Origin of the sequence: Bacillus sp. THAF10 (assembly GCF_009363695.1) — a bacterium.
Lineage (GTDB): Bacteria > Bacillota > Bacilli > Bacillales > Bacillaceae_I > Sutcliffiella_A.
The window spans coordinates 3,046,221-3,070,139 of the sequence record NZ_CP045403.1; the positions used below are offsets into that span (position 1 = coordinate 3,046,221).

Sequence of the window (23,919 nt, forward strand, 5' to 3'; positions counted from 1 at the left end):
ACTTTTCCCAATGGATGCTCTAGGAGGTAATTCATACTATAAGGTGTACTGATTTTCACCAACCATCAGTTCTCTGAAAACATGCCTTAACGTACTACTAATTCCTGTCTTTGCACATGCTATACATACAAAATTAAATATAGAATCTTTTTACCACAATTTCAAATTGCTTGTCAATTATTTTTGGAAGAAAATTTTGGCAAGCTTAAAAATTTATCTCTCACTAAAAACTCAATATGCTATAATTAGTATGATTTGCCGGGGGGTAGAAAATATGTCAAACTACGACAAGTTTAAAGAGAAAACACAGTCCTTTTTTCAGTTATTAGTGAATAATAAGACGAAAAAAGGCGCCAACATTACATATTTAGTAGTGTGGAATTTAATTCTGATCTTTCTTGTTATCGGACTAATAGGAGCATCCTTTGCAGGTGGAGCGGGAGCTGGATATTTTGCAGCGCTTGTTAGAGAAGAACCGATTCGTTCTGTTGATGATATGAGAAAGAACATTTACAACTACGAAGAATCTACAGAAATGTATTTTGCAGATAATGTGTACTTAGGGAAGTACCGAGCAGACCTGCTACGAGAAGAGACATCACTCAAGGATGTATCTGAGCATTTAATCAATGCCCTCATCTCCACAGAAGATGAATACTTCTATGAGCATGAAGGAGTAGTTCCAAAAGCAATTCTTCGTGCCATTGTTCAAGAAGTCACTAACTCTGCTAACCAAACAGGTGGTAGTACGTTAACACAACAGCTAATTAAGAACCAGGTCTTAACCAATGAAGTTTCTTTTGATCGTAAAGCAAAAGAAATCCTGCTTGCACTTCGACTAGAAAATTACTTTTCGAAAGAAGAGATACTGGAAGCATATTTGAATGTTTCTCCGTTTGGAAGAGATGCAAACGGCAGGAATATAGCTGGAGCACAAACAGCAGCTGAAGGAATATTTGGAGTGGATATTAGTGAGCTAAACATACCACAGGCGGCATTTATTGCCGGATTACCTCAAAGTCCTTTTGCTTACACTCCTTTCACTCGCTCTGCAGAAGTAAAAACTGCGGAAGGGTTAGAACCTGGATTATCAAGAATGAAATATGTTCTTAACAGAATGCATGAAATGGGGCATATTGATAGCAAACAGTACAAGGAAGCTCTTGCATACGATATTACAAAGGATTTAACAAAGCCTACAAACAGTGCAATTGATGAATTTCCATACGTAACATTTGAAATTGAAGAACGTGCACAAGAGATTATTGCTGAGCAGTTAGCAATAGAAGATGGCTATGAACTAGAGGAATTGGAAACAAACGAGGAATTGTATAGTGAATACAAAAACCTAGCAGATCTCGCTTTAAGGCAAAACGGATATGTTATTCAAACTACTATTAATAAAGAAATTTATTCTAAAATGCGCCAAATCACGGACGAATTTAAGTATTTTGATGGCACCAGAGTTTACTCATATGAAGAAGAAATAGACCCAGATACAAAAAAATTGGTTGCTAGAAATGCTGAACAGGTCGGTGCATTGTTAATGGACAATAAGACCGGTGCCATAATCAGTTTTGTTGGCGGAAGAGATTTTAAGCTGAAAGACCTAAATTTCTCCACCAATACTTGGCGTCATAACGGATCTACGATGAAGCCTTTACTTGGATATGCACCTGCCTATGAATATGGAACATTACAACCAGGAAGTGTACTCGCTGACCTTCCACTGACTGTTAAAATTCCTGGACAAGAAGATTGGTCTCCAATGAACTGGAATAATAAATTCAATGGATTGCAGACTGTTCGACAATCGGTCGCACTATCTCATAACTTAGCTGCTATTCGAGGGTACATGGAAATTCTTCCTCGTCGCCCAATGGATTTTCTATTCAAACAAAACTTTACCAAACTTACAGCTGAAGATGCGGAAAATAAGTCAGCTGTCTTAGGATCACCTGCTATAGGAGTTAGTGTAGAAGAAAATACAGCTGGCTATGCGACTTTTGCAAACGGTGGAAATTATATAAAGCCATATCTAATTGAAAGTATTAAAACAAAAGACGGGAAAGTAATTTATGAACATAAAGTAGAACCTGTGGAGATTTATTCCCCACAAACTGCTTACCTGATGATTGATACGATGCGTGATACTTTCAAAAGAGGTACAGCAGGTCCAGCAAGAGACTATTTACAATTTAGTGCAGACTGGGCTGGAAAAACAGGTACTACACAAGATACCCATGATATTTGGATGATGGGTACCAACCCTAATATTACATTTGGACTATGGATGGGTTACGATGAGCGACATGTATTGAAAACTATTAATGGTCGTACTCCAACACAAAGAAGTCAGTTACTGTGGGCTCAGCTTTTAAATGGTGCCCATGACATTAACCCTGAGTTAATTGGACCCTCTAATAATTTCCAAATGCCAGGTGGAATTGTCCGCCGTAGCTATTGTAAGCTTTCTGGGATGCTTCCATCTGATCTTTGCAGTAAAGCTGGACTAGTTGGAGAAGACCTTTTCAACGCCAAATATGCTCCAACAAAAGTGGATGACAGTTTAACAACCGGAAAATATGTACAAATAGGCGAAGTAGCATACGCACCTCTAAGTTCAACCCCTTCTGAGTTCATAAAAGAAGGACCAATGGTAAAACCTGATTTTCTGAAAAAATTACAGGTTGACAGCTTAGAAGAGCTTGCAGAACATATGGATAAGGATATCTTCAAAGGATTAACAGTCCTCTCTGAAGACCCACTCCCTGCTAACAACTCAGCACCAGGTAAAGTAAACGGTGTAAGCTTGAGTGGCTCTACCTTGAAATGGGCGGCAAGCTCTGAAAAAGATGTTATTGGCTACTATGTGTATTATGCAAAAAACAGCTCTAGCACTCCAAGTAAAATTGCAGCAGTGCAGGCTGGAAAAGATTTAAATACAAAGATTTCGCAAAATAGCGGTGTTTTCTATGTTACTGCTGTGAATGCAAGCGGAAAACAATCAGCTCCTTCCTCTACTGTAAAACGAGGGGAACCAGACAAAAAAGAAGAAAAGCCGAAGCCGAAACCAAAGCCAAAACCACCTACAAATGGTGGAGACAATGGTGGCGGTGATGGCAATGGAGATGACAACTCTACAGATCCTCCACCAGATGATAGCGGAGATAACGGTGGAGACGACAGTGGAAATGATGGTGGAGATAACGGCGGAGATTAATCCGTTTCTCCCCTAGCTAAATCAAAAAGGCACGCGGCCCTCTAAACAGGGCTGCGTGCCTTTATTTTTTTAGTCTTCCATTGTTGATAAATCACCTGTAGGTAAATCAAGCTCCCAAGCCTTTAAAACGCGACGCATGATTTTTCCACTGCGGGTTTTAGGAAGCTTGTCACGGAATTCAATTTCTCGTGGGGCTGCATGTGCTGCAAGACCGCGTTTCACGAATTGACGAATTTCCTCTTTCAATTCATCACTTGCCGTGTGACCGTCACGGAGTGCCACAAACGCTTTTATGATTTCTCCGCGAACAGGATCGGGCTTTCCGATTACTCCTGCCTCTGCTACGGCTGGATGCTCTACAAGCTTACTTTCCACTTCAAACGGTCCAACCCGCTCCCCAGATGTCATAATTACATCATCAATACGGCCTTGGAACCAGAAATAGCCTTCCTCATCCATGTAGGCAGAATCACCAGAAACATACCAGTCACCTGGCATGAAGTATGATTCATACTTCGCCTCATTGTTCCAAATAGTGTGCATCATCGATGGCCAGCCTTTTTTGATTGCCAAGTTCCCCATTCGGTATGGCGGTAATTCATTTCCTTGATCGTCTACAATAGCAGCTTCCACACCTGGGATTGGTTTCCCCATGGAGCCTGGTTTAATCTCCATGCAAGGATAGTTACAAATTAACTGTGCTCCGGTTTCTGTCATCCACCAAGTGTCATGCACTCGCAGATTAAATACCTTCACGCCCCAGCGAATAACTTCAGGATTTAATGGCTCTCCAACACTGAGAATATGACGTAAGGAGGACAGGTCATATTTCTTTACTACTTCATCCCCTGCACCCATTAGCATTCGGAAGGCCGTTGGAGCACTGTACCATACAGATACACCGAAGTCTTCAATCGTCTCATACCATGCTTCTGGACGGAAACGACCACCTACAATAACATTGGAAGCACCTACTAGCCATGGACCAAAGATTCCATAGGCAGTTCCAGTTACCCAGCCAGGATCTGCAGTGCACCAGTATACATCTTCCTCTTTCAGGTCAAGCACCCATTTAGCCGTTTGATAATGCTGCATCATGGCGTTGTGAACATGAAGCACACCCTTTGGCTTTCCTGTTGAACCACTAGTATAGTGAAGTACAAGTCCATCCGTTTTTTCAACCCATTCCACCTGTAGCTTTTTACTGGCAGATTTCATCCTGTTATTAAAATCAATGAATGGTCCCTCTTCGGTGATGTTTTCTCCAACTAACACCACATGCTTTAGTGATGGGAGTTGATCTAAAGGAATTCGCTTTAAAAGCTCAGGTGTTGTAATAATTACCTTTGCTTCACTGTCTTCTAGTCTGTCTTTTACAGCACCTTCCATAAACGCTTCAAATAAAGGGCCTATAATTGCACCTAGCTTAATAGCTCCAAGTGCTGCAAAATACAATTCTGGTGATCGCGGCATAAAGATAAACACACGATCTCCTTTTTCTACATCACAGGTTTGCTTTAATATGTTTCCTGCCTTATTGGACAGATCCTTCATTTCTTTATACGTATACTTTTCCTCACGCTCAGGATCACGATAGTAAAGTGCCACTTTGTTTTTTCGTGATGACTCTGCGTGACGGTCAATAGCTTCGTGCGCTACATTCACTCTTCCTGTCTGGGCAAAGCTGAAGTTTGTTTCCACATCTGCCCAATTGAAATTCTGATAGGTTTGTTCATAGTCTTCTAGATTGTAGTTCCCCTTCGTTACTGGTAACGCTTCCACTTTCATGCACAAACACCCCTTATCTCTTTTCTACGCTTCTATTATAGTACAGAAAATATTTTTTCTCAATTTTTTAAAAATTCTCTGTAAAACATGATTATTTTTCTGATTTTTAGTAGACTAGTAGTGAAGCACCATGAAAGCGTTTTAATATATTCTTGTAGGTAAAAGTAGGTGGAGCTAAAATGGAACATCGAAAAACGTATAATGCGAAGGAATTAAAAACTAGAAATGGACGCTTGTTTATTGAAGGTCCTGTAACACCTGAAGTGCTGGCAGGCTATGATTTTCATAAAGACCTTGTTGCATTTAGACCTCCTGAACAGCAACGGAAAGCCTTGATTGAAATTGCAGGTCTTCCTGAAGGCAGAATCATCATTGCAAGAAATGAAGATACCATTGTTGGTTATGTCACCTATCTGTATCCAGATCCGATGGAAAGATGGTCAGAAGGAAAAATGGCAAACCTTATTGAGTTGGGGGCAATTGAAGTCATTCCGGATTATAGAGGTAGCTCCGTTGGAAAATCTCTCTTAAAAGTTTCTATGATGGATACGATGATGGAGAATTATATTGTTATAACAACGGAATATTATTGGCATTGGGATTTAAAAGGTACCGGTTTGAATGTTTGGGAGTATCGCAAAGTGATGGAAAAAATGATGAATGCTGGAGGGCTGGAATATTACGCAACAGACGACCCAGAAATCAGCTCACACCCTGCCAATTGCTTGATGGCAAGAATCGGAAAAAATATAGACCCTGATTCTATTCAAAAATTTGATCAACTCCGCTTTCACAACCGTTTTATGTACTAGCATATACTATATTACACAATTCTTCAGATAAGGAGGAATGAGTATGATTGTGGAAAGAATAATGAAAAAAAATGTCCTAACCCTTCTTCCTTCTGATACGGTTGAGCAAGCTCTGTTATTAATGGAAGAAAAAAGTATTCGTCACATTCCTATTGTGAATGACAAACAGCAGTTGGTCGGAATTGTATCTGATAGAGATATCCGGAATGGTCTTCAGGCAGCGCTTTATGGAAATAGCGCACAGGAGGATATGAAGCAGCCACTCTCTAGGGTCATGAAAACCAATCTTTTGACAGGTCATCCTTTAGATTTTGTGGAGGAGGTTGCAGCAACTTTTTATGATTACAAGATAAGCTGTCTTCCTATTATTCAAGACTCCAAGCTTGTCGGGATAGTCACCGAAACGGATCTGCTTTATACATTTGTACAATTAACAGGAGCGAATCAGCCTGCATCTCAGTTTGAGGTGAAGGTAGAAAACATCTCCGGTAAGCTTGCAGAGGTAACCGCCATTTTAAGCAAACGAAAATTAAACATTCTCAGTGTACTTGTCTACCCTCATCAAGATGAGCAGTATAAGATTCTGGTATTCCGAGTCCAAACCATGAATCCCACAAGTGTCATTCAGGACCTTCAAGGGAACGGATATGAAGTTTTATGGCCAAACCTTCCTGGAGTGACATCATGAAAAAAGCAGCTTTCATTTATTCGGATGACTTTCAAACTTATAAATTTAGTGAAAATCATCCCTTTAATCAATTACGAGTGAAACTTACAATGGATTTGCTGCAAAAAAGCGGTCACCTTTCGTTAAAGGATATTGTCCCTCCGAGAATGGCTACTGATGAGGAATTATCACTCATTCATGATTCTCGTTATGTGGAGGCTGTTAAGCTTGCTGGAAAAGGAATGCTGCCAAAAGAAAAGGCAAGCAGTTACGGACTTGGAACAGAAGATACACCGATATTTGAGAACATGCACGAGGCTAGTGCCTTACTTGTTGGAGGCACACTCACGGCCGTAGATGAGGTGATGACAGGTAGGTCGGAGCATGCCCTAAATTTAGGTGGAGGGCTACACCATGGGTTTCGTGGCAAGGCTTCGGGTTTTTGTATTTATAATGATACGGCAGTAGCTATCAAATATTTACAGGAAAAATACAATGCCCGTGTCCTGTATGTTGATACAGATGCTCATCATGGTGATGGTGTTCAATGGGCATTTTATGAGGATCCAGATGTTTGTACGCTTTCCATTCATGAGACAGGACGATATTTATTCCCTGGAACGGGCAATATCAATGAACGTGGCCAAGGAGAGGGGTATGGGTATTCCTTTAATATTCCTATTGACGCTTTTACAGAGGATGATTCCTTTCTTGAAGTTTACGAACAAGCATTAACAGAGATTGCGGCATTTTTTAAGCCTGATGTAATTATCACGCAAAACGGTGCAGATGCCCATCATTACGATCCTCTGACACATTTGTCGAGTTCAATTAGAATCTTTCGGGAGATTCCAAAACTTGCCCACAAAATAGCCCATCAATATTGTAGAGGGCGTTGGATTGGTGTGGGTGGCGGTGGCTATGATATTTGGCGAGTGGTTCCTAGAGCCTGGTCACACATCTGGTTAGAGATGATGGACAAAAATAACGTACTAGGGGCATTACCAGAAACTTGGCTCAGTTCATGGAAAGCGCAATCTCCAGTGGAACTTCCGCAAACTTGGGAGGACAGAGAGGATATCTATCAGCCTATCCCGAGAAAACAAGAAATCTCAGAAAAAAACAAACAAGTGTTATTAAAAGCACTCTATCCGATCAGTCATTTAAGAAATGGCAACACACATATTGGCTAAAATAAAACCAGTTCAAGGTATCCTGAACTGGTTTTATTTTGCCTTTAATTTAATTTTTCCTCATACTGCGGATCTGAAATAACAATTTCTACTCTTCTATTTTTTTGATAATTTTCATTAGATGAGTTCTGGACAATAGGTCTAGTATCTCCATAGCCAACTGCCACGAATCTTTCAGGATCGAGACTATGCTCTTCTATTAGATAACGGATGACACTGCTTGCTCGGGCAGCTGATAGTTCCCAGTTGGAAGGATATTTTTCTGTTGAGATCGGGCGATTATCTGTATGCCCTTCAATTTTAACGAGATTAGGTAATTTTGCTAGTAGCATTCCTACCTTATCAAGGAAAGGATGAGCAATGGGAAGAATTCTTGCTTCCGCTGTCTCAAAAAGCACTTTTTCCTCCAACACCAATACAATCCCCCGTTCTGTTCGGTTAGCAACCACAACGTCCTCTAAATCGTTTGCTTCTAGGAAGTCCTGAACTTCGGATAACAGCTCCTGTAGTTTTTTTTCACTTTCTGCTGCATCCATGGAGACTGTCTCTTCCTTTTGGTTGTTGGTGGTTTCTGTTTCTACAGAAAAATCAGTGGGATGCTCAAAAGGAACAGCTGATGGGTGATAGTCTAAGAAGTTCACTTGTTTAAAAGACTCCGCTACTGCTTTGAATTTTACCAAATCAATTTGCGACATGGAAAAAAGCAGGATAAAGAAAACAAGAACAAGCATGAACAAATCGGAAAATGTCACCATCCATTTTGGTGCACCTTTATCCTCCTCGTGCTTTCTGCGTTGCATCATTGGAAATTCTCCTCTAGTGCTTCTGCCACTTCTTCTTCACTTTTTTCACGATCCTGATTAGAAAGAAAGGCTGAAAGCTTCTCCTCCAATATTTTTGGGTTCTGGCCAGATTGTACGCCAATTACTCCTTCAATAATTATTTGCTTGATAAATACTTCTCGTTCCGTTTTATTTCCTAGCTTGTTAGCCATCGGAATAAATACTAGATTTGCCAAAAGCGTTCCATACAAGGTTGTTAAAATGGCAATGGCCATATTTGGTCCAAGTGTGGATGGATCATTTAAGTTTTTTAGCATGAGCACAAGTCCAATTAACGTTCCGATCATCCCCCATGAAGGAGCATAATCTCCAGCCTTTTCCAAAATACTGCGGCCTTTTCTATGTCGTTCTTCCATAGCGGCAATTTCAGCATTCATAATATCATTGATTACTTCTGGTTCCACTCCATCTACTGCAAGGAGGACACCTTTTTTTAGAAAATCATTATTTACATCATCAAGCTCTGCCTCAAGAGCTAGCAACCCTTCTCTGCGGGCTCTGTCTGAGAGTTTGACAAAGGTGTGAATTAATTCAGACAGTTCATTTTCCTGCTTTGAAAATACTTGTTTCATAACACCTGGGAGAACTTGCATTTCTTTCATGTTAAAGGTAATGAGTAATGCACCTATTGTTCCTCCAAGCACAATTAAAAGTGAAGGGAAGTCAATAAAGCTAGTCGCTCCCATGATTCCAGAGTTATTAATTATTCCAAACATAATCATTGCAAAGCCTAAGACAAGTCCGATTGGTGTTAATAGATCCTTCTTTTTCATACTTTCTCCCCTGACTAACTTTGAAATAGTCTTTGATAAATTGCTGTAGATTTTCGCGTCCTGAAGGGGCGGCCATGAGCCTCTAAGGCTTCGCCTGTGTGGTTTCCTTGCCGCTTTATTTCCGCGAGAGTATCCGCCTTTTGCTCCAATCTACAGCTAGCATAATGCTGATTATTATCAACTATCTGTTTTAGAAAAGAGCCCTTTTAATAAAAAAAGAGGACAAAGAATTTGCATTTTGTCCTCTTTTACTATCTATATCGACAGCTTTTTTATTTTGTTGAGCGTCTAAATTCAATTCTGTGGGGAAGTACGACCGTGTGATCTTCAACTTTCTCTTTGTTCATGTATTTTGTCAGTAATCTCATCGCAACCGCGCCAATATCGTACATTGGCTGTACTACAGTGGTAAGCTGTGGTCGCACCATGGTCGCAAGGCGCGTATTGTCAAAACCAATGACTTCAATGTCCTCTGGAATAGACACGCCATTATCTTGCGCTCCATGAATTACTCCAAGCGCCATTTCATCTGTTCCTACAAATACTGCTGTTGGTTTATCATCCAAGCTGATTAGCTTCTCTATTGCTTCCATTCCGGAATCATAGGTATAATCACCTTCCACAACAAGCTCTTCATCATACGCAAGACCTGCATTGTCTAAAGCTTTTTTATACCCAGCTAGCTTCATTTCACCATTGATAGGCTCATCAAATAGTCCAGAAACATATCCTACTCTTTTATGTCCCTTTTCAATCAATGCTGTTACAGCGTCAAGGGAAGCCTGTACATAATCAATAGTAACAGATGGAACCTTGTTGTTTTTTTCAACAGATGCCGCTAAGACTATCGGAACTGGCGACCTTTCGAATTCCGCAGCTAGTTCTTCGGTAATATTTCCACTCATGAAAACAATTCCATCTACTTGTTTACCAAGCATGGTATTTAATAAATGCAGCTCTTTGTCCACATTCTGATCCGAGTTACTTAAAATGATATTGTATTTATACATCGTAGCAATATCCTCAATACCTCGTGCAAGCTCCGCATAGAAAATGCTTGAGATGTCAGGGATAATTACCCCAACTGTGGTTGTTTTTTTACTTGCAAGTCCTCTTGCCACCGCATTTGGACGATAACCAAGTCGCTCTATGGCTTCTAAAACTTTCTTACGCGTGGTTGGCTTTACATTAGGGTTTCCATTCACTACACGGGAAACCGTGGCCATGGAAACATTCGCTTCTCTGGCAACATCATAAATTGTTACATTCATTTGGAACACTCTCCTTCGTCTTTTCACTATCCATCTATGTAGGGCAATCGCTTTCATGTGTTAAATTAGCAAAATAACGGATTTATCTAATAATCATACGTCATTCTTTTCATTCAAGCAACGAATTTACTATACTCGTTACTATATCTTTTACTAAATCTAACTATTTTATGAAAGACTGTTTTCGTATATATTGTTGCTACTTGGTATTGTTAAGACTCCCGTTATCAACGTTGCTGTCGTGCTCTTATCGTGGAGGACGATCTAAACATGTGGAAATTTTTATTCGCATACTGATTGGAAAAAGTCCTAAAGCCGACTTTCTCTTTGGTTTTTAGCAAACAATCTTTTAGAAAAGAGCCTACTGTTAGAGGCTGAAAACAGATAAAAGACGAGCGATGTTGCGCTCGTCTTTGATGAGTAAGCTTAAGCTTTGTATGCGTAATGACTGCGTAGTTCTGTAATGAATGCATTGAATTCTTCGATGTCCATTTGTTGAGCTGAATCGGATAGCGCAACTGCTGGATCCGGATGAACCTCCGCCATGACACCATCCGCATCAATGGCAAGTGCAGCTTTGGCTGTTGGTAATAACAAGTCTTTTCTTCCTGTAGAGTGAGTGACATCCACAAATACAGGTAAATGTGTTTCTTTTTTCAGAATTGGAACTGCTGAAATATCTAACGTATTTCTTGTTGCTTTTTCGTAGGTTCTAATTCCTCGCTCACAAAGGATAATCTGGTCGTTTCCTTGAGAGATAATGTATTCTGCAGCATTGATGAATTCGTCAATCGTTGCTGCTAATCCACGTTTTAACAGGACAGGCTTTTTAACAGCTCCTGCAGCTTTTAGTAATTCGAAATTCTGCATGTTTCTTGCGCCAATTTGAATTACATCGACATACTCACACGCTACCTCAATATCTGCTGGGTTGACGATTTCACTGATGATTGCCATGTCAAATTCGTCGCCAACCTTTTTAAGAATCTTTAATCCTTCTAGGCCAAGGCCTTGGAAATCGTAAGGAGAGGTTCTTGGTTTGAACGCACCTCCGCGAAGAAGTTTGATTCCTTGTGCTTTTGCAGCCTGAGCAACCTGAGCAACCTGTTCATAGCTCTCTACTGCGCAAGGACCAACGATGAAATTCTGAGAGCCATCGCCTATTTTTACCCCTTTTACATTGACAATCGTATTTTCCGGCTTTTTCTTTCTTGAAACCAATAATGCTTTTCTATGATCATCCTTTTGAAGTTCAAGGCCTGCTTTGAAAATTTCTTTGAATAAGTGCTGTAAAGTAGAAGTCTCGAAAGGTCCATCGTTATGCTCCGTGATTAAATCTAGCATTTTACGTTCACGGACTGGGTCATATCGATTTACACCTTGCGCTTCCTTAAGCTTGCCAATCTCCTTGACGAGCTCACCACGTTTGTTGATTACTTCCAATAGTTGTAGATTTAATTCTTCGACTTGTCTTCGCAAGGCATCTAGTTCGTTATGACTCATATCTTTTCATCCTTTCTATATTTATAACTGTACCGAGTTATGGTACATTTCTATTAATTAGTTATTATATACGAAGCTTTCTAGAAAGTCACGGATTTTCTCTTTATTAATTAAACGCTTTTAAGTGATAAAGTATTATATGATGTTTGATAAGGAAGGTGAACAATTTGATTTTTGCACTTGATATAGGAACAAGATCTGTTGTTGGGCTTTTGCTAGAAGAAGAACAGCAGCAGTTTCGTATCATTGATTTTGTCGTCAAAGAGCATGATGAAAGAGCGATGCTAGATGGACAAATTCATGATATTTTTGCAGTCTCAAAGGTCATCACATATGTAAAAAAAGAATTAGAGAAAAAGCATGGCCCCTTATCAAAAGTATGTGTTGCTGCTGCTGGACGAGCATTAAAAACCCAAACAGCGTTTGCTGTACAAAATATTAAAGGAAAAACATTATTCAATGAAGAGGATATTTTCTTGCTGGAGCTCTCTGCAGTACAAGAGGCACAAAGAAAGTTATTGACCAATGAAAAAGACAGCATACATGCAGATCAATACTTTTGTGTGGGCTACTCTGTTCTACGTTATTATTTGGATGAAGATGAAATTGGGAGTCTGCTTGACCAACGTGGTGAACAAGCCTCAGTAGAAGTGATATCGACCTTTCTTCCAAAGATCGTCGTAGAATCATTAATTTCAGCTCTACAACGTGCAAATCTTCAATTGGAAGCATTAACACTAGAGCCAATCGCTGCCATAAATGTTCTGATTCCACCTTCCATGAGAAGATTGAATCTTGCATTGGTCGATATAGGAGCAGGTACATCTGATATAGCCATATCCTTAGATGGTACCATCACAGCATACGGGATGGTGCCAAATGCTGGAGATGAAATAACAGAAGCATTAAGTGATGCTTATCTGCTAGATTTTCCACAGGCTGAAAAGGTAAAAAGACAGTTAATGACAGAAGATGAAATCAGATTTACCGATATTCTTGGTTTTGAACAAACACTACATAGAGAAGAGATGGTCAATGAGATATCACCATCTATAGAAAAACTAGCTACTGCGATTACTGGAGAAATCTTCAAACAAAACAATAACAAGTCACCTAAAGCTGTCATGCTTGTAGGTGGAGGTAGTCTTACCCCTACCCTTCCCGCAACAATAGCAGCTAAGCTTGGCCTTCCAGAAAACCGGGTAGCCATTCGCGGTGTAGACGCAATCACCTCCCTTCAGCCGTCCGAGGTGCCACTGAAAGGGCCTGAATTCATCACCCCGATTGGAATAGCCATCGCAAGTAAACAAAAACCAATTGAATATGTATCCGTTACGGTCAATGAGGTTCCAGTACGATTATTTGATGTGAAAAAATTAACCGTCGGAGACAGCTTACTCGCAGCTGGGGTAAACATTCATAAGCTTGTAGGAAAGCCTGGTTTAGCATTAATGGTCAACCTAAATGGAAAAAATATTACAGTACCAGGTACTTTTGGAGAAGCACCTTTACTATTTAAGAACGGCATTGCTGCTCAAAGCCTTGATTCCATCAAAAATGGAGACGAGATTATCGTACAGAAAGGGAAAGATGGAGATTCTCCATCCGTAACAGTAGCACAAATGATAGGATCGGACCAACCTGAAACAAAAACCATGGTCTTAAACGATGAGAAAGTAGAATTATCTCCTTCCATTCTGGTAAATGACAACATCGCAAGTTTAGACACTGTTCTTTCTGATCGTGATAGCGTCCGCTATACAATCCCGACCTCTATAAAGGAGGTGCTCCTTCAAACAGATTCTGGGTTTGTAGAAGGAGATTTAGAACCTTTTTATGTCTATATTAATGGTGAGAAGGCAATCATCGATCATTTCTCTTTACAGGTGAAAAAGAATGGCGTAACCGTTCCGATTATGAGTTCTTTTGAAAATAATGACGAAATAGAAGTGATCACGCACCAAACCCCTTCCGTAAAAATGCTTGCCATTCATAAACAATACGAGATAAAACAAGAAATAAGCGTCACTTATCATCAGAAAAAGGTAGTCCTTGAAAAGATGCTTCTTGAATTTTACCGAAATGGGACAAAATTATCAGAGGACGATTTCATTGAAAAGGGTGACCATTTACAGGTTATGGTCAAGAGGAAAGAACCGTTTATCTTCCAGGACATTTTCCGTTTTGTAGATATTGAAAAGCCAAAAGGAGCAGGGATATTTGAATTGAAAAAGAACGGCGAGGAAGCTTCCTTTTACGATTTCATTGAAAATGGAGATGTGCTAGAGATTCATTGGCAAAAAAAGAACGTGCCCTCTTGAGCACGTTCTTTTTTTAAGCTGGTTTCTAAAAGATTGTTGCTTAAGCAACAAAGTTTTCAAAAACAGCCTTATTTTACATTCTCTTGTAATGCAGAGTAGGTAATTTTCCAGTGTGAAGCATTCCACACCACTTTTCCATTTTTGAAAAACAGTGCTTGTGGAGATTCATGCTTAATGGCATACTCTTCTGCAATCTGGTTAGATAGAGGTCTTGCTTCCTGCACATTTAAATAATAGCAAGGAATCTCACTTTCGTCGGCTGCAAAATGGTCAAATTCCTCAAATGCAGCCTGTGAAATAGGACAGGTAGTGCTGTTTTTAAAGAATAAGAAAACATCCTTTTCACTATTCAGTTTCTGAAACTCTTCCATTGTGTTGATATTAATTTTCGCCATAATTTTCACCCTTCTGATAAACTACGCTGATGAATTCCGCAAATAGCTTCGTCCCGCAGGAGTCTACGCCTTTGCTACAATCAACAGCAAGATTCATATTGTAGAAACCAGCTATTTTTACTACGCCATCATAATGAAACGGCGAAGCAATCATACCACTTCGCCGTTTCACTCTCAAGTTATTCGTTTTCAGATAGCTTTTTTTCTACGTCCTCTAATGCCGCTTTTGTATCTTCAAGCTTTTGTCTCACTTCATCTGTCATATCCTCAGAACCAGATTCAATCGCAGTTGCCGCTTCAGAAATGATGTCCTGAACCTGCTCCTGCAATTCAAGAGAAACATCTTCGTTCTTTGCACGCATTTGTTTTACTCTATCCATCACCTGTTGCGTTTGATCAGTAATCGCTTTTGAAAGTTGATTTGTTTTATCTCTTGCCGTTTCAGCTAAATCGTTGGAGAATTCAGTTGCCTGAAGCTTCCAATTATCCGTTTTTTCTTTCAGCTGAGTAGCTTGATCTGTAATATCTTCGCGAAGTTCTCTACCGGATTTTGGAGCTAGGAAAAGTGCTGTTGTAGCTCCCACAATTCCACCAATCAGTGTTCCAATAAGAAAATCTTTTGTGTTAATGCCATCTTTGTTCATCTCTTCTTTGCTCATTCCCGATTCCTCCTCAAACTTTGTTAATGTTATTTTTCTTTTTTCTTTCATTCCATTTATCCACAAGCTCCATCGCCACATTAGACCATTGGACAACCTGTGATACTTTGTCTTGATTTTGATCTAATTGCTGTGACACATTATTAGATAAACGTGTAACGGAATGATTAAATCCTTGAATGGAAGTACCAACATCCTTGACTGCAGTTACAACTGTATTAAGCTGCTGAGACTTATCTTGAATGTCATCCATTAATACATTGGTTTTATGTAATATCTGCTCTGTCTCGGATGTAATCCCCTGCATTTGCTTTTCAATGCTCCCGAGTGTGCCGGCTACTTGATCAAGTGTGCCTTGCACAGATCGTAGAGTTTTCGAAACGAATATGACTAGTATTAAAAAAGCAATAGCTACAATAATTGCACTAACATAAAGCAATTCCACCAAAAAAAGTGACACCTCCTGCTGTTCCATGACTTATAAACACTTTACCCTTCATTGTAAAGTTTAAACATACTATACACTTTTATTCTAGGACAAAAAAGAAATCCCTTCAAAAAAGTTAATTTTTTTGTAAATAATCGTCCCTTAAAATTCAACAAAATCTGCGTAATCGGTTACAATAATACTAGTACATAATAAACTATTAGGGGGAAGAAACATGAAAGATCCTCGTATTCAAACACTTGCAAAAAATTTAATCAACTATTCTGTTCGTCTTCAAAAAGGGGAAAAAGTCCTTATTGAAAACTTTGGACTACAAAGAGAACTTGTTACTGCGCTAGTAGAAGAAGCCTACAAAGCTGGTGGATATCCATTTGTATCCTTAAAAGATGTTCAAGTAGATCGTTCGTTGCTTCTTGGAGCACAAGAAGAACAATTCAATATGATTGCTGATTTTGAAGCAAATGTGATGAGCAAAATGGATGCATACATTGGACTTCGTTCAGGTGACAATATCAATGAACTGTCAGATGTACCTGATGAAAAACAAAAAATTCAAGGCAGCACGGTAGGAAAGAAAGTGCACAGAGATATTCGAGTTCCTAAAACAAAATGGGTGGTACTTCGCTATCCTAACGCCTCTATGGCACAGCTTGCAAAAATGAGCACAGAAGGCTTTGAGAATTTCTATTTTGATGTTTGTAATTTGGATTATGCGAAAATGAGTAATGCAATGGATGCGCTTGTCGAGCTTATGAACAGAACAGACAAGGTTCGTATTACAGGAGAGGGAACAGATTTAACGTTTTCTATTAAAGACATTCCATCTGTCAAATGTGCAGGTGAAATGAACATTCCTGATGGAGAAGTATACACAGCTCCTGTTAAGGACTCTGTAAATGGAACTATTACGTATAACACGCCATCTCCTTACCAAGGATTTACCTATGAAAATGTTAAGCTCACTTTCCGTGATGGAAAAATTGTCGAGGCTACTGCAAACGATTCTGAACGAATCAATAAGATTTTTGATACAGATGAAGGCGCGCGCTATATTGGGGAGTTTGCGATTGGCGTAAATCCTTACATTCAACATCCAATGCAAGATATTTTGTTCGATGAAAAAATCGATGGCAGCTTCCACTTCACACCAGGACAAGCTTATGAGGATACTTGGAATGGAAATAGCTCTGATATTCACTGGGATATGGTGATGATTCAACGCCCAGAGTATGGTGGAGGAGAAATATATTTTGACGATGTCTTAATTCGAAAAGACGGTAAATTTGTTGTTTCAGAATTAGAAGCTTTAAATCCTGAAAATCTTAAATAAATGATTAAGAGCCTCCCACAGCTGGGAGGCTCTATTTTATTGAACTTGTTTGGAATTTTCATATGCTTCTTGGAACTTTGTAATATCTCCAGCACCCATGAAAATAATAACGCTACTTTCATGCTTGGCGAGCACTTCTGTACCTTCCTCCGTTAAGATATTCGCCTGAGGAATTTTGTTTAACAAATCATTGATTGTCAGTTTACCTTGGTTCTCCCGCGCTGAGCCAAATATGTCACAAAGATACACACAGTCTGCCCCACTAAGACTTTCTGCAAATTCATTCAAGAAGGTTTGCGTTCTAGTGAAGGTATGTGGTTGGAACACGGCTACCACTTCTCGATCAGGATATTTTTGTTTGGCAGCGTCAATGGTAGCGCGAATCTCCGTTGGATGATGAGCGTAGTCATCTATTAATACTTGAGATCCCACTACTTTTTCAGAAAAACGTCGCTTTACTCCTTCAAAGGTTAAAAGCTGCTGTTGGATTACATCAACGGAAATCTCCTCATAGTGGCATAAAGCAATTACAGCCAAGGCATTCATAATGTTGTGATCTCCATAGCCATTAATTTTAAAGGTAGCATAATAATTGTTACGAACGAATACATCAAAAGTCGTTCCTTCGGTAGATTTCTCTACATGACGGGCCTGGAAGTCATTTTCCTCTCCAAAACCATAGTATATTACAGGTACCTTTGCTTGGATTTTTTGGAGGTATTCATCATCACCGAACGCTATAATTCCCTTTTTAACCTGCAATGCCATCTCTTGAAAAGCAGAAAACACATCATCAATACTCCCAAAATAATCAGGATGATCAAAATCGATATTGGTCATAATGGTGTAATCCGGGAAATAGGACAAGAAATGACGCTTATATTCACATGCTTCAAACACGAAATACTCGCTTCCTTCCACACCCTTCCCTGTACCATCACCTATAAGATAGGAGGTGGGTTTCGCACCCTGTACAACATGAGCCAATAGCCCGGTTGTTGATGTTTTCCCATGGGCACCTGTTACGGCAATACTAGTGTATTTATCCATAAATTGTCCGAGAAATTGTGGATAACGGATCACGGGAATATTGAGCTCTCTTGCAGCTACGATTTCCTCATGCGTATCAGGAAAAGCATTACCTGCAATAACAGTCATATTGTCTTTCACATTTTCTTTAGCAAAAGGAAGAATGGTGATGCCCTTTTCTTCTAGTCCTTTTTGGGTAAAGAATCTCTTTTCAATATCTGAGCCTTGAACTTGATAGTGCATATCATCTAAAATGCCTGCAAGTGCGCTCATTCCTGAACCTTTTATACCAACGAAATGATAAATGGTCATGAAAAAACCTCCAACATTTATCTCTAAAACATTCGGCTTCTTCCACTAAATATTAGGATAAACGAATGTTTTTATAGTTATTTTGTGTCAGTCATCGCCCTATCATAATTTGATATTGCCATTATATGATATGCGTCTAAAATTGCTAATTCCCCTAATTACCTACATACAAACCATATGTACTTTTCTCTTTCATGCACTATTTGCATGCATCGACCTATTATAGCATTTATCCGTGTTTTCCTCCACCTCATGAGAAGATAAACAAGGCAAAAAGAAAAACTGATAGCAGGAAAAGTACTATCAGTTTCCCATCTTTTTATAATGTATATACGTTCCTACTCTACCTTTTCAAGTCGTTCGTTAAATCTGTATCTTCTGCCAGCCTTGGCTTGCAATTCACCATTGAGCACTACATTGTCTCCTGTAAAACCAATATGAATTTTCAATAAGCTTCCGCCAACTCCATAAATATTAACTGGGACATTTTGTTCCTCAAACTCTTTAATTCGCTGCTCACTGAAGCCTCCACTTACCACAATTTTCACATGCTGGTAGCCTTCTTTATCAAGGGCCTCACGAAGTGCAAACACAAGTGGAGCATTTACGCCCCTTGGATCAAAGGTTCCTAACACATCCTGGTTACGAATAAAATATTGATCAATCATCGTCCGGGAAGTGTCCACACGAACACCCTTTAGTTTGTCACCAAATTCTCTTGCAACACGCAGGGCATCCGTTATGACATCATTATTGTAATCAACTAACACTACCAGGTCATCCTCAGGGAATTTGGAATGATATGCTTTGGATGCTTCCACTACATCTCCATTGAAAAGCTGGATTAATGCGTGAGGCATCGTACCCATCCCTTTTTTTCCCCACCATTCATTCATAGCATGAGTGGCTTGTGCAGTAGAACCTCCAATATGAGCTGCATAACCATCTCCGGCCTGCTGTGTATAGTGATCATCTCGATCTCCCATAAAAATAACAGGCTTTTGCCCCGCTGCTTTCACGACATTATAGACATTCGTAGCAACGGATGTTCTTCTGGCCAGTATGCCATCAATTACTCCTTCAAGGTAACCAAAGCTCTGATAAGGACCTGTAATGGTCATCACCGTTTCAAATGGCGCAATTTTATCTCCATCTTTTAATGAATAAATTTCAAGTTCATCGGGATTATCAGCAAAGGCTTTTATTAAGGCTATTACTTCATCTGTCCCACACAAAACCGCATGGTCCTTTTGAAAAAATTGCATGGTAACAATATTGTCTGGCTTAAATTCTTTTACGATTTCCCTTGTTTTTAAAAAATAGACAGCTGAAAACCAGCCTTCTTTTACACGTTCATCAAACTTGAAGGTATTGTTTGTCAGCCTATTAATTTTCCCTTGTAGTTTCAATTCAATTTCTTTCATTCTACATAAAGCTCCTTATAGCCCTGTATAACCAGTTATTATTTTCATTTAAAGCTTTGTTATATGCAGCTATTGATTTCCGCCAAAGGGTAGGCTTTCCGCGAGGCGACCTTGAGACTCCTCGGCTTCGCCTGTTGGGTCTCAAGATTACCGCTTCATTCCAGAGAAGCGTCTACGTCTTTTGCTCAATCAACAGCTAGAAACTACTCACTTTCCACCATCATCTAAAAAAATGAATCCTTTAATAACAATATGCATTAGTTGCTTTCTAGTATTTATAATAATAGAAGAATCTATCCATTTACAACATTTCCTGATACTAGGCTCAATAGTCAGAATCCTTCCATTCCATGAAGTCTTCTTCTGAGACGAGTACATCCCTTGGTTTGCTTCCCTTTGATGCGGAGATGACACCTTGGTTCTCCATCATTTCCATTAGGCGGGCTGCACGATTATAGCCTATCCGAAATTTTCTTTGTAAGCTAGAGGTAGAAGCACCACCTTGTTCAATGACAAATTGACAGGCTTCCACAAACAATTCGTCTTCCTCATTGCTTGTGTTTTCTTTTAACAGCTCACTTTGTTCAAAAAGATAGTTTGGCTTTTGTTCCTGCCTGACATGTGCAACAGCTCTTTCAATTTCCTCATCGGCTACAAAGTTCCCTTGCACTCTAATCGGCTTGGGGGCTCCGTTTTCGAGCAGCAACATATCTCCTCTTCCTAGTAATCTCTCAGCTCCCCCAATATCAATAATGGTTCGAGAATCCACTTGGGATGAAACGGAAAAAGCAATACGTGTAGGAATGTTTGCTTTAATTAGCCCTGTGATGACATCTACTGATGGTCGCTGTGTGGCAATTAACAGATGCATACCACAAGCACGAGCTTTTTGGGCGATACGGCATATCGCTTCTTCCACATCGCTTGGTGCTACCATCATTAAATCAGCCAGTTCATCTATGATGATGACCATATAAGGGAGCGTTTCTTGGTGATGCTTTTTAGCAAGCTCATTAAATTTGGTGATATCTCTAACTCCGGCATGAACGAAAAGTTCATACCTTCTCTCCATCTCCTCCACTGCCCATTTTAATGCGGCGGTGGCTGCTTTGACATCTGTAATCACAGGGCTCACAAGATGAGGAATATGATTGTATGGCGTCAGCTCTACCATTTTAGGATCAATCAATAGTAGCTTAACTTCATCTGGTGTACTTTTATATAGCAAACTCATAATGATGGAATTGACACACACACTCTTACCAGATCCTGTGGCACCTGCAATTAATCCATGTGGCATTTTTTGCAAATCAAGCACAACCGGCTTACCTGAAATATCAAGTCCCATAGCAACGGTAAGTGGAGAACTATGTTGGATAAACATTGGATCCTGAATTATTTCACGGATAAAAACTGGCTTACTTACTCGGTTAGGCACTTCTATCCCAATGGTGTTCTTCCCTGGTATCGGCGCCTCCATCCGAATATCTCTTGCAGACAAGCTTAGTTTTATATCATCACTAAGGTTCGTAATTTTATTCACTTTCACCCCTGGTTCTGGCTGCACCTCAAATTGTGTGACAGATGGTCCTTGCGTTGCTTTCACCACTCTCGCACCTACTTTAAAATGGTGAAGTGTTTCATCAAGAAGCCTCTTTTGTTCCAATACCCATTCCTGATCATTCTCGGAATGCTGCGGTGGTAATGTTAAAAAGTGAAGAGGTGGTGTTTGATAATAGGGTTGTGGTTCTCCATCCAACGACACTTGTTCTTCTAGATGCTCTACTGGCTCTTGAATATTTTGTACCTTTGCGCTAGGTTGTTTTTGAGAGTAATCAGATGTTTGCGAAAGCTGTGAATCTCTTTGCCTTCTCTGCTCTAGGGAACGTTTATCTTGCTTCAGCATTATTACATTAAACGGAACATGCTGTCGTTTTCTTTTTGGCTTTTCATTTTGTTCTTGTTTGATGTCTGTTTCTGCAGTAGCTGCTGCTTCTTTGGCGGAAAGATAGCCTTCCTGATTAATAGATTCGTCTTGTTTCATCGGTTCTTCTTGTATTACAGCTTCTTCCTGTATAACAGGTTCTTCTTGTATTACAGCTTCTTCCCGTATAACAGCTTCTTCTTGTATTACAGCTTCTTCTTGTATTACAGCATCTTCTTGTATTACAGCTTCTTCTTGTATTACAGCTTCTTCTTGTATTACAGCTTCTCCCTGTATAACAACTTCTTCTTGAACATCAGTTTCATCCGGTTGAATATCGGATATCTCCGCTTTCTCCTCTAAAGGAGATATATCCATTACTTCTTCATTTACCATTACTTCTTCTTGCGAGCTTGTGTCATCTCGTTCTGTTCGTGCAAATTCAAATTCTTCTGTTAGTTCAATTTCAGGCACATAACCCTCTAGTTTCTTTGGCGGACGAGGATTATTTCCATAAATTGGCGATGGTACCTCTGTTGGATGAAAGGGCTGACTGTCTACTTTTGTAACCTTTTCAAACTTTTTTTCCTTTTGCCATTTTGCACCCTCATCTTTTTTCTGTGGAGGATCTTCATTTATGTTGTTTTCCTTTTTTTCTTCGTCATTTAAAGTAACATCCGGCTCTGGACTTCGCTGTGCTTTTTCCCTTTTTGTTCGTCTAGCTTGCTGCCTTTGTTGCTCTTCATCTGGGATGAGAGGAAAACGGAATTTCCCTGTAGGATATTGATAAGCAACTTTAGCATGAGGATCCTTACCACTTGTTCCTCTTTCCTGCTCCCTTTTAAGCTCTATGACTTTTTCTTCTCCCTCAATCTGATTAAACAGTTTTTTTATCCAATTCACCGCTATCACACTCTTTCTACCTTTTTAGCTTTTTGCTCTAAATCAGACTGGTTGCAAAAAACCACTAGAAAACTAGTGGTATCATAAGGTTGTCCTACTTACATGTTCAAGTACTTTAGAAGATAATTCGAAACTTTGGGCTTTTTTTTGCCAGCCCTTTATTGCTGCTTTTTATTATCTTTTCCTAAAATAAAGATTGGCTCAAGCTCCCCTTCTTCATATAGAAAGGATAATGCGGTTATAGGAATTTTTCCATTTACGAAGAAGCTCATTGTTAATTCAGCCAATATGTCATAACCGACTTCATTCTGAATGTCAGCGATAATTAACACATCTTGGTGTGGGACTGCTACGGTCATAGATCCGGTAATTTTCTTTTTAAAAGAATCAAGAAATGAATCATTAAGAATTCTGCTAGCATCATAGCCATCGTTGGAACGAACAAAATAGAATATGTTCCCGGCAACATGATCTTCTTTTACATTTTCAGTAAGAGACCGAACATTAAACATTGCCATTTCTTTAACTGTATTTTTAGAAAGTCCTTCCCTTTCTAAGAGCTTTTCATCAATTAGCTTATATGATTTTCCAAGGTCTACTGCATAGTAAATTCGAGTTTCTGCAGTATGCTCATCATATACAAGCGGAATATCGTTGCTTGCTTTTGGAAACGACGTGGACCTAATCACAGGATAAATAAGCCTCTCCGCTCCGTTTAACCGAATAGGCATCTTCATGCTCGTTAAAGCCTCTTTGATGTAATATACATACTCATCGACAGCCTTTATGTCATTTGTTTGTTCATATTTAGAAACTACCCCTTGAAGAGCAATAGTAATACCTTTATGCGTATCTTTATCTTCTATTCTTAAGGACTCTTTATCGCGATCATATGTCAACGTCCAGTTAGGATGGGAAAGCTTTTCTTCTAGAATGCGTTTCATTTTCAGTACTGTCATATTTTCCATGAGAAACAATTCCTTTCTCTGTATTAATCAATCTTTATTGTACAACAAAACGACAAAAGAGTGTAATAGTCGAGATTCTTGTATCCTAAGCTTGACAAATATCTCCAAGGCTATCCACAAACATTTGTCTCCAA

The 23,919-nt window shown here is 39.5% G+C and carries 18 protein-coding genes and 1 other annotated feature (1 of these 19 cut by a window edge); of the genes, 6 read left to right on the forward strand and 12 right to left on the reverse strand.

Going from position 1 to position 23,919, the window contains the following annotated elements; translation table 11 throughout:
• Positions 1 to 120, reverse strand: a binding site (T-box leader) (it extends 107 nt beyond the left edge of the window).
• 154 nt (positions 121 to 274) lie between these two features.
• Complete coding sequence (locus FIU87_RS15830) at positions 275 to 3,223, forward strand: transglycosylase domain-containing protein (RefSeq protein WP_152445479.1); 2,949 nt, start codon at positions 275 to 277, stop codon at positions 3,221 to 3,223.
• 69 nt (positions 3,224 to 3,292) lie between these two features.
• Here FIU87_RS15830 and acsA read toward each other — a convergent pair whose 3' ends face one another.
• Positions 3,293 to 5,011, reverse strand: coding sequence for an acetate--CoA ligase (acsA, locus tag FIU87_RS15835; RefSeq protein WP_152445480.1), 1,719 nt, complete (start codon positions 5,009 to 5,011; stop codon positions 3,293 to 3,295).
• 179 nt (positions 5,012 to 5,190) lie between these two features.
• Here acsA and FIU87_RS15840 point away from each other — a divergent pair, with 179 nt between their 5' ends.
• Genes FIU87_RS15840 through FIU87_RS15850 form a run of 3 tightly spaced genes read left to right on the forward strand, consistent with a single transcriptional unit; the run spans position 5,191 to position 7,683 of the window.
• Positions 5,191 to 5,823, forward strand: a complete 633-nt coding sequence (locus tag FIU87_RS15840; RefSeq protein ID WP_152445481.1) for a GNAT family N-acetyltransferase — start codon at positions 5,191 to 5,193, stop codon at positions 5,821 to 5,823.
• Positions 5,824 to 5,866: 43 nt separating this feature from the next.
• On the forward strand, positions 5,867 to 6,511 hold the full coding sequence (locus FIU87_RS15845; protein WP_152445482.1) for an acetoin utilization AcuB family protein: 645 nt from the start codon (positions 5,867 to 5,869) through the stop codon (positions 6,509 to 6,511).
• Positions 6,505 to 7,683 carry an acetoin utilization protein AcuC gene (locus FIU87_RS15850; protein WP_301538675.1) on the forward strand — a complete coding sequence of 393 codons (1,179 nt, stop codon included), beginning with the start codon at positions 6,505 to 6,507 and terminating at the stop codon, positions 7,681 to 7,683. The genes FIU87_RS15845 and FIU87_RS15850 overlap by 7 nt, the downstream gene beginning before the upstream one ends.
• A gap of 44 nt (positions 7,684 to 7,727) precedes the next feature.
• Here the strand turns inward: FIU87_RS15850 and motS are convergent, their stop codons facing one another.
• The 4 genes from motS to FIU87_RS15870 all read right to left on the reverse strand — a co-directional run bounded on the left by motS (position 7,728) and on the right by FIU87_RS15870 (position 12,072).
• Positions 7,728 to 8,483: a flagellar motor protein MotS gene (gene motS / locus FIU87_RS15855; protein WP_152446611.1), complete on the reverse strand. Its 756-nt coding sequence runs from the start codon at positions 8,481 to 8,483 to the stop codon at positions 7,728 to 7,730.
• Positions 8,483 to 9,298: a flagellar motor protein MotP gene (motP, locus tag FIU87_RS15860; protein WP_152445484.1), complete on the reverse strand. Its 816-nt coding sequence runs from the start codon at positions 9,296 to 9,298 to the stop codon at positions 8,483 to 8,485. Before motP ends, motS begins: the two co-directional genes overlap by 1 nt.
• Positions 9,299 to 9,570: 272 nt before the next feature.
• Entirely contained in the window at positions 9,571 to 10,569 is a 999-nt protein-coding gene (gene ccpA / locus FIU87_RS15865) for a catabolite control protein A (RefSeq protein WP_152445485.1), read from the reverse strand.
• Between the two features lie 426 nt (positions 10,570 to 10,995).
• Positions 10,996 to 12,072 carry a bifunctional 3-deoxy-7-phosphoheptulonate synthase/chorismate mutase gene (locus FIU87_RS15870; protein WP_152445486.1) on the reverse strand — a complete coding sequence of 359 codons (1,077 nt, stop codon included), beginning with the start codon at positions 12,070 to 12,072 and terminating at the stop codon, positions 10,996 to 10,998.
• 158 nt (positions 12,073 to 12,230) lie between these two features.
• On the opposite strand from FIU87_RS15870, the gene pilM reads away from it, so the two are divergent.
• Positions 12,231 to 14,393 carry a cell division protein FtsA gene (pilM, locus tag FIU87_RS15875; protein ID WP_152445487.1) on the forward strand — a complete coding sequence of 721 codons (2,163 nt, stop codon included), beginning with the start codon at positions 12,231 to 12,233 and terminating at the stop codon, positions 14,391 to 14,393.
• A 68-nt stretch (positions 14,394 to 14,461) separates the two neighbouring features.
• Here the strand turns inward: pilM and ytxJ are convergent, their stop codons facing one another.
• The 3 genes from ytxJ to FIU87_RS15890 form a co-directional block, all read right to left on the reverse strand.
• Positions 14,462 to 14,788 carry a bacillithiol system redox-active protein YtxJ gene (gene ytxJ, locus FIU87_RS15880; protein WP_152445488.1) on the reverse strand — a complete coding sequence of 109 codons (327 nt, stop codon included), beginning with the start codon at positions 14,786 to 14,788 and terminating at the stop codon, positions 14,462 to 14,464.
• Between the two features lie 179 nt (positions 14,789 to 14,967).
• Positions 14,968 to 15,447 carry a YtxH domain-containing protein gene (locus FIU87_RS15885; RefSeq protein WP_152445489.1) on the reverse strand — a complete coding sequence of 160 codons (480 nt, stop codon included), beginning with the start codon at positions 15,445 to 15,447 and terminating at the stop codon, positions 14,968 to 14,970.
• 13 nt (positions 15,448 to 15,460) lie between these two features.
• Positions 15,461 to 15,895 (reverse strand): DUF948 domain-containing protein, encoded by a 435-nt coding sequence (locus FIU87_RS15890; RefSeq protein WP_152445490.1) that lies wholly within the window; start codon positions 15,893 to 15,895, stop codon positions 15,461 to 15,463.
• A gap of 214 nt (positions 15,896 to 16,109) precedes the next feature.
• Here FIU87_RS15890 and FIU87_RS15895 point away from each other — a divergent pair, with 214 nt between their 5' ends.
• Positions 16,110 to 17,225, forward strand: a complete 1,116-nt coding sequence (locus FIU87_RS15895; RefSeq protein WP_152445491.1) for an aminopeptidase — start codon at positions 16,110 to 16,112, stop codon at positions 17,223 to 17,225.
• A gap of 36 nt (positions 17,226 to 17,261) precedes the next feature.
• On the opposite strand, the gene murC is transcribed toward FIU87_RS15895, so the two are convergent.
• The 4 genes from murC to FIU87_RS15915 all read right to left on the reverse strand — a co-directional run bounded on the left by murC (position 17,262) and on the right by FIU87_RS15915 (position 23,776).
• Positions 17,262 to 18,566, reverse strand: coding sequence for a UDP-N-acetylmuramate--L-alanine ligase (murC, locus tag FIU87_RS15900; RefSeq protein ID WP_152445492.1), 1,305 nt, complete (start codon positions 18,564 to 18,566; stop codon positions 17,262 to 17,264).
• 338 nt (positions 18,567 to 18,904) lie between these two features.
• Positions 18,905 to 19,990 carry a nicotinate phosphoribosyltransferase gene (locus FIU87_RS15905; RefSeq protein ID WP_152445493.1) on the reverse strand — a complete coding sequence of 362 codons (1,086 nt, stop codon included), beginning with the start codon at positions 19,988 to 19,990 and terminating at the stop codon, positions 18,905 to 18,907.
• 325 nt (positions 19,991 to 20,315) lie between these two features.
• Positions 20,316 to 22,817 carry a DNA translocase FtsK gene (locus FIU87_RS15910; protein ID WP_253905444.1) on the reverse strand — a complete coding sequence of 834 codons (2,502 nt, stop codon included), beginning with the start codon at positions 22,815 to 22,817 and terminating at the stop codon, positions 20,316 to 20,318.
• 158 nt (positions 22,818 to 22,975) lie between these two features.
• On the reverse strand, positions 22,976 to 23,776 hold the full coding sequence (locus FIU87_RS15915) for a DUF1444 domain-containing protein (RefSeq protein ID WP_172971172.1): 801 nt from the start codon (positions 23,774 to 23,776) through the stop codon (positions 22,976 to 22,978).
• Between the last annotated feature and the right edge of the window lie 143 nt (positions 23,777 to 23,919).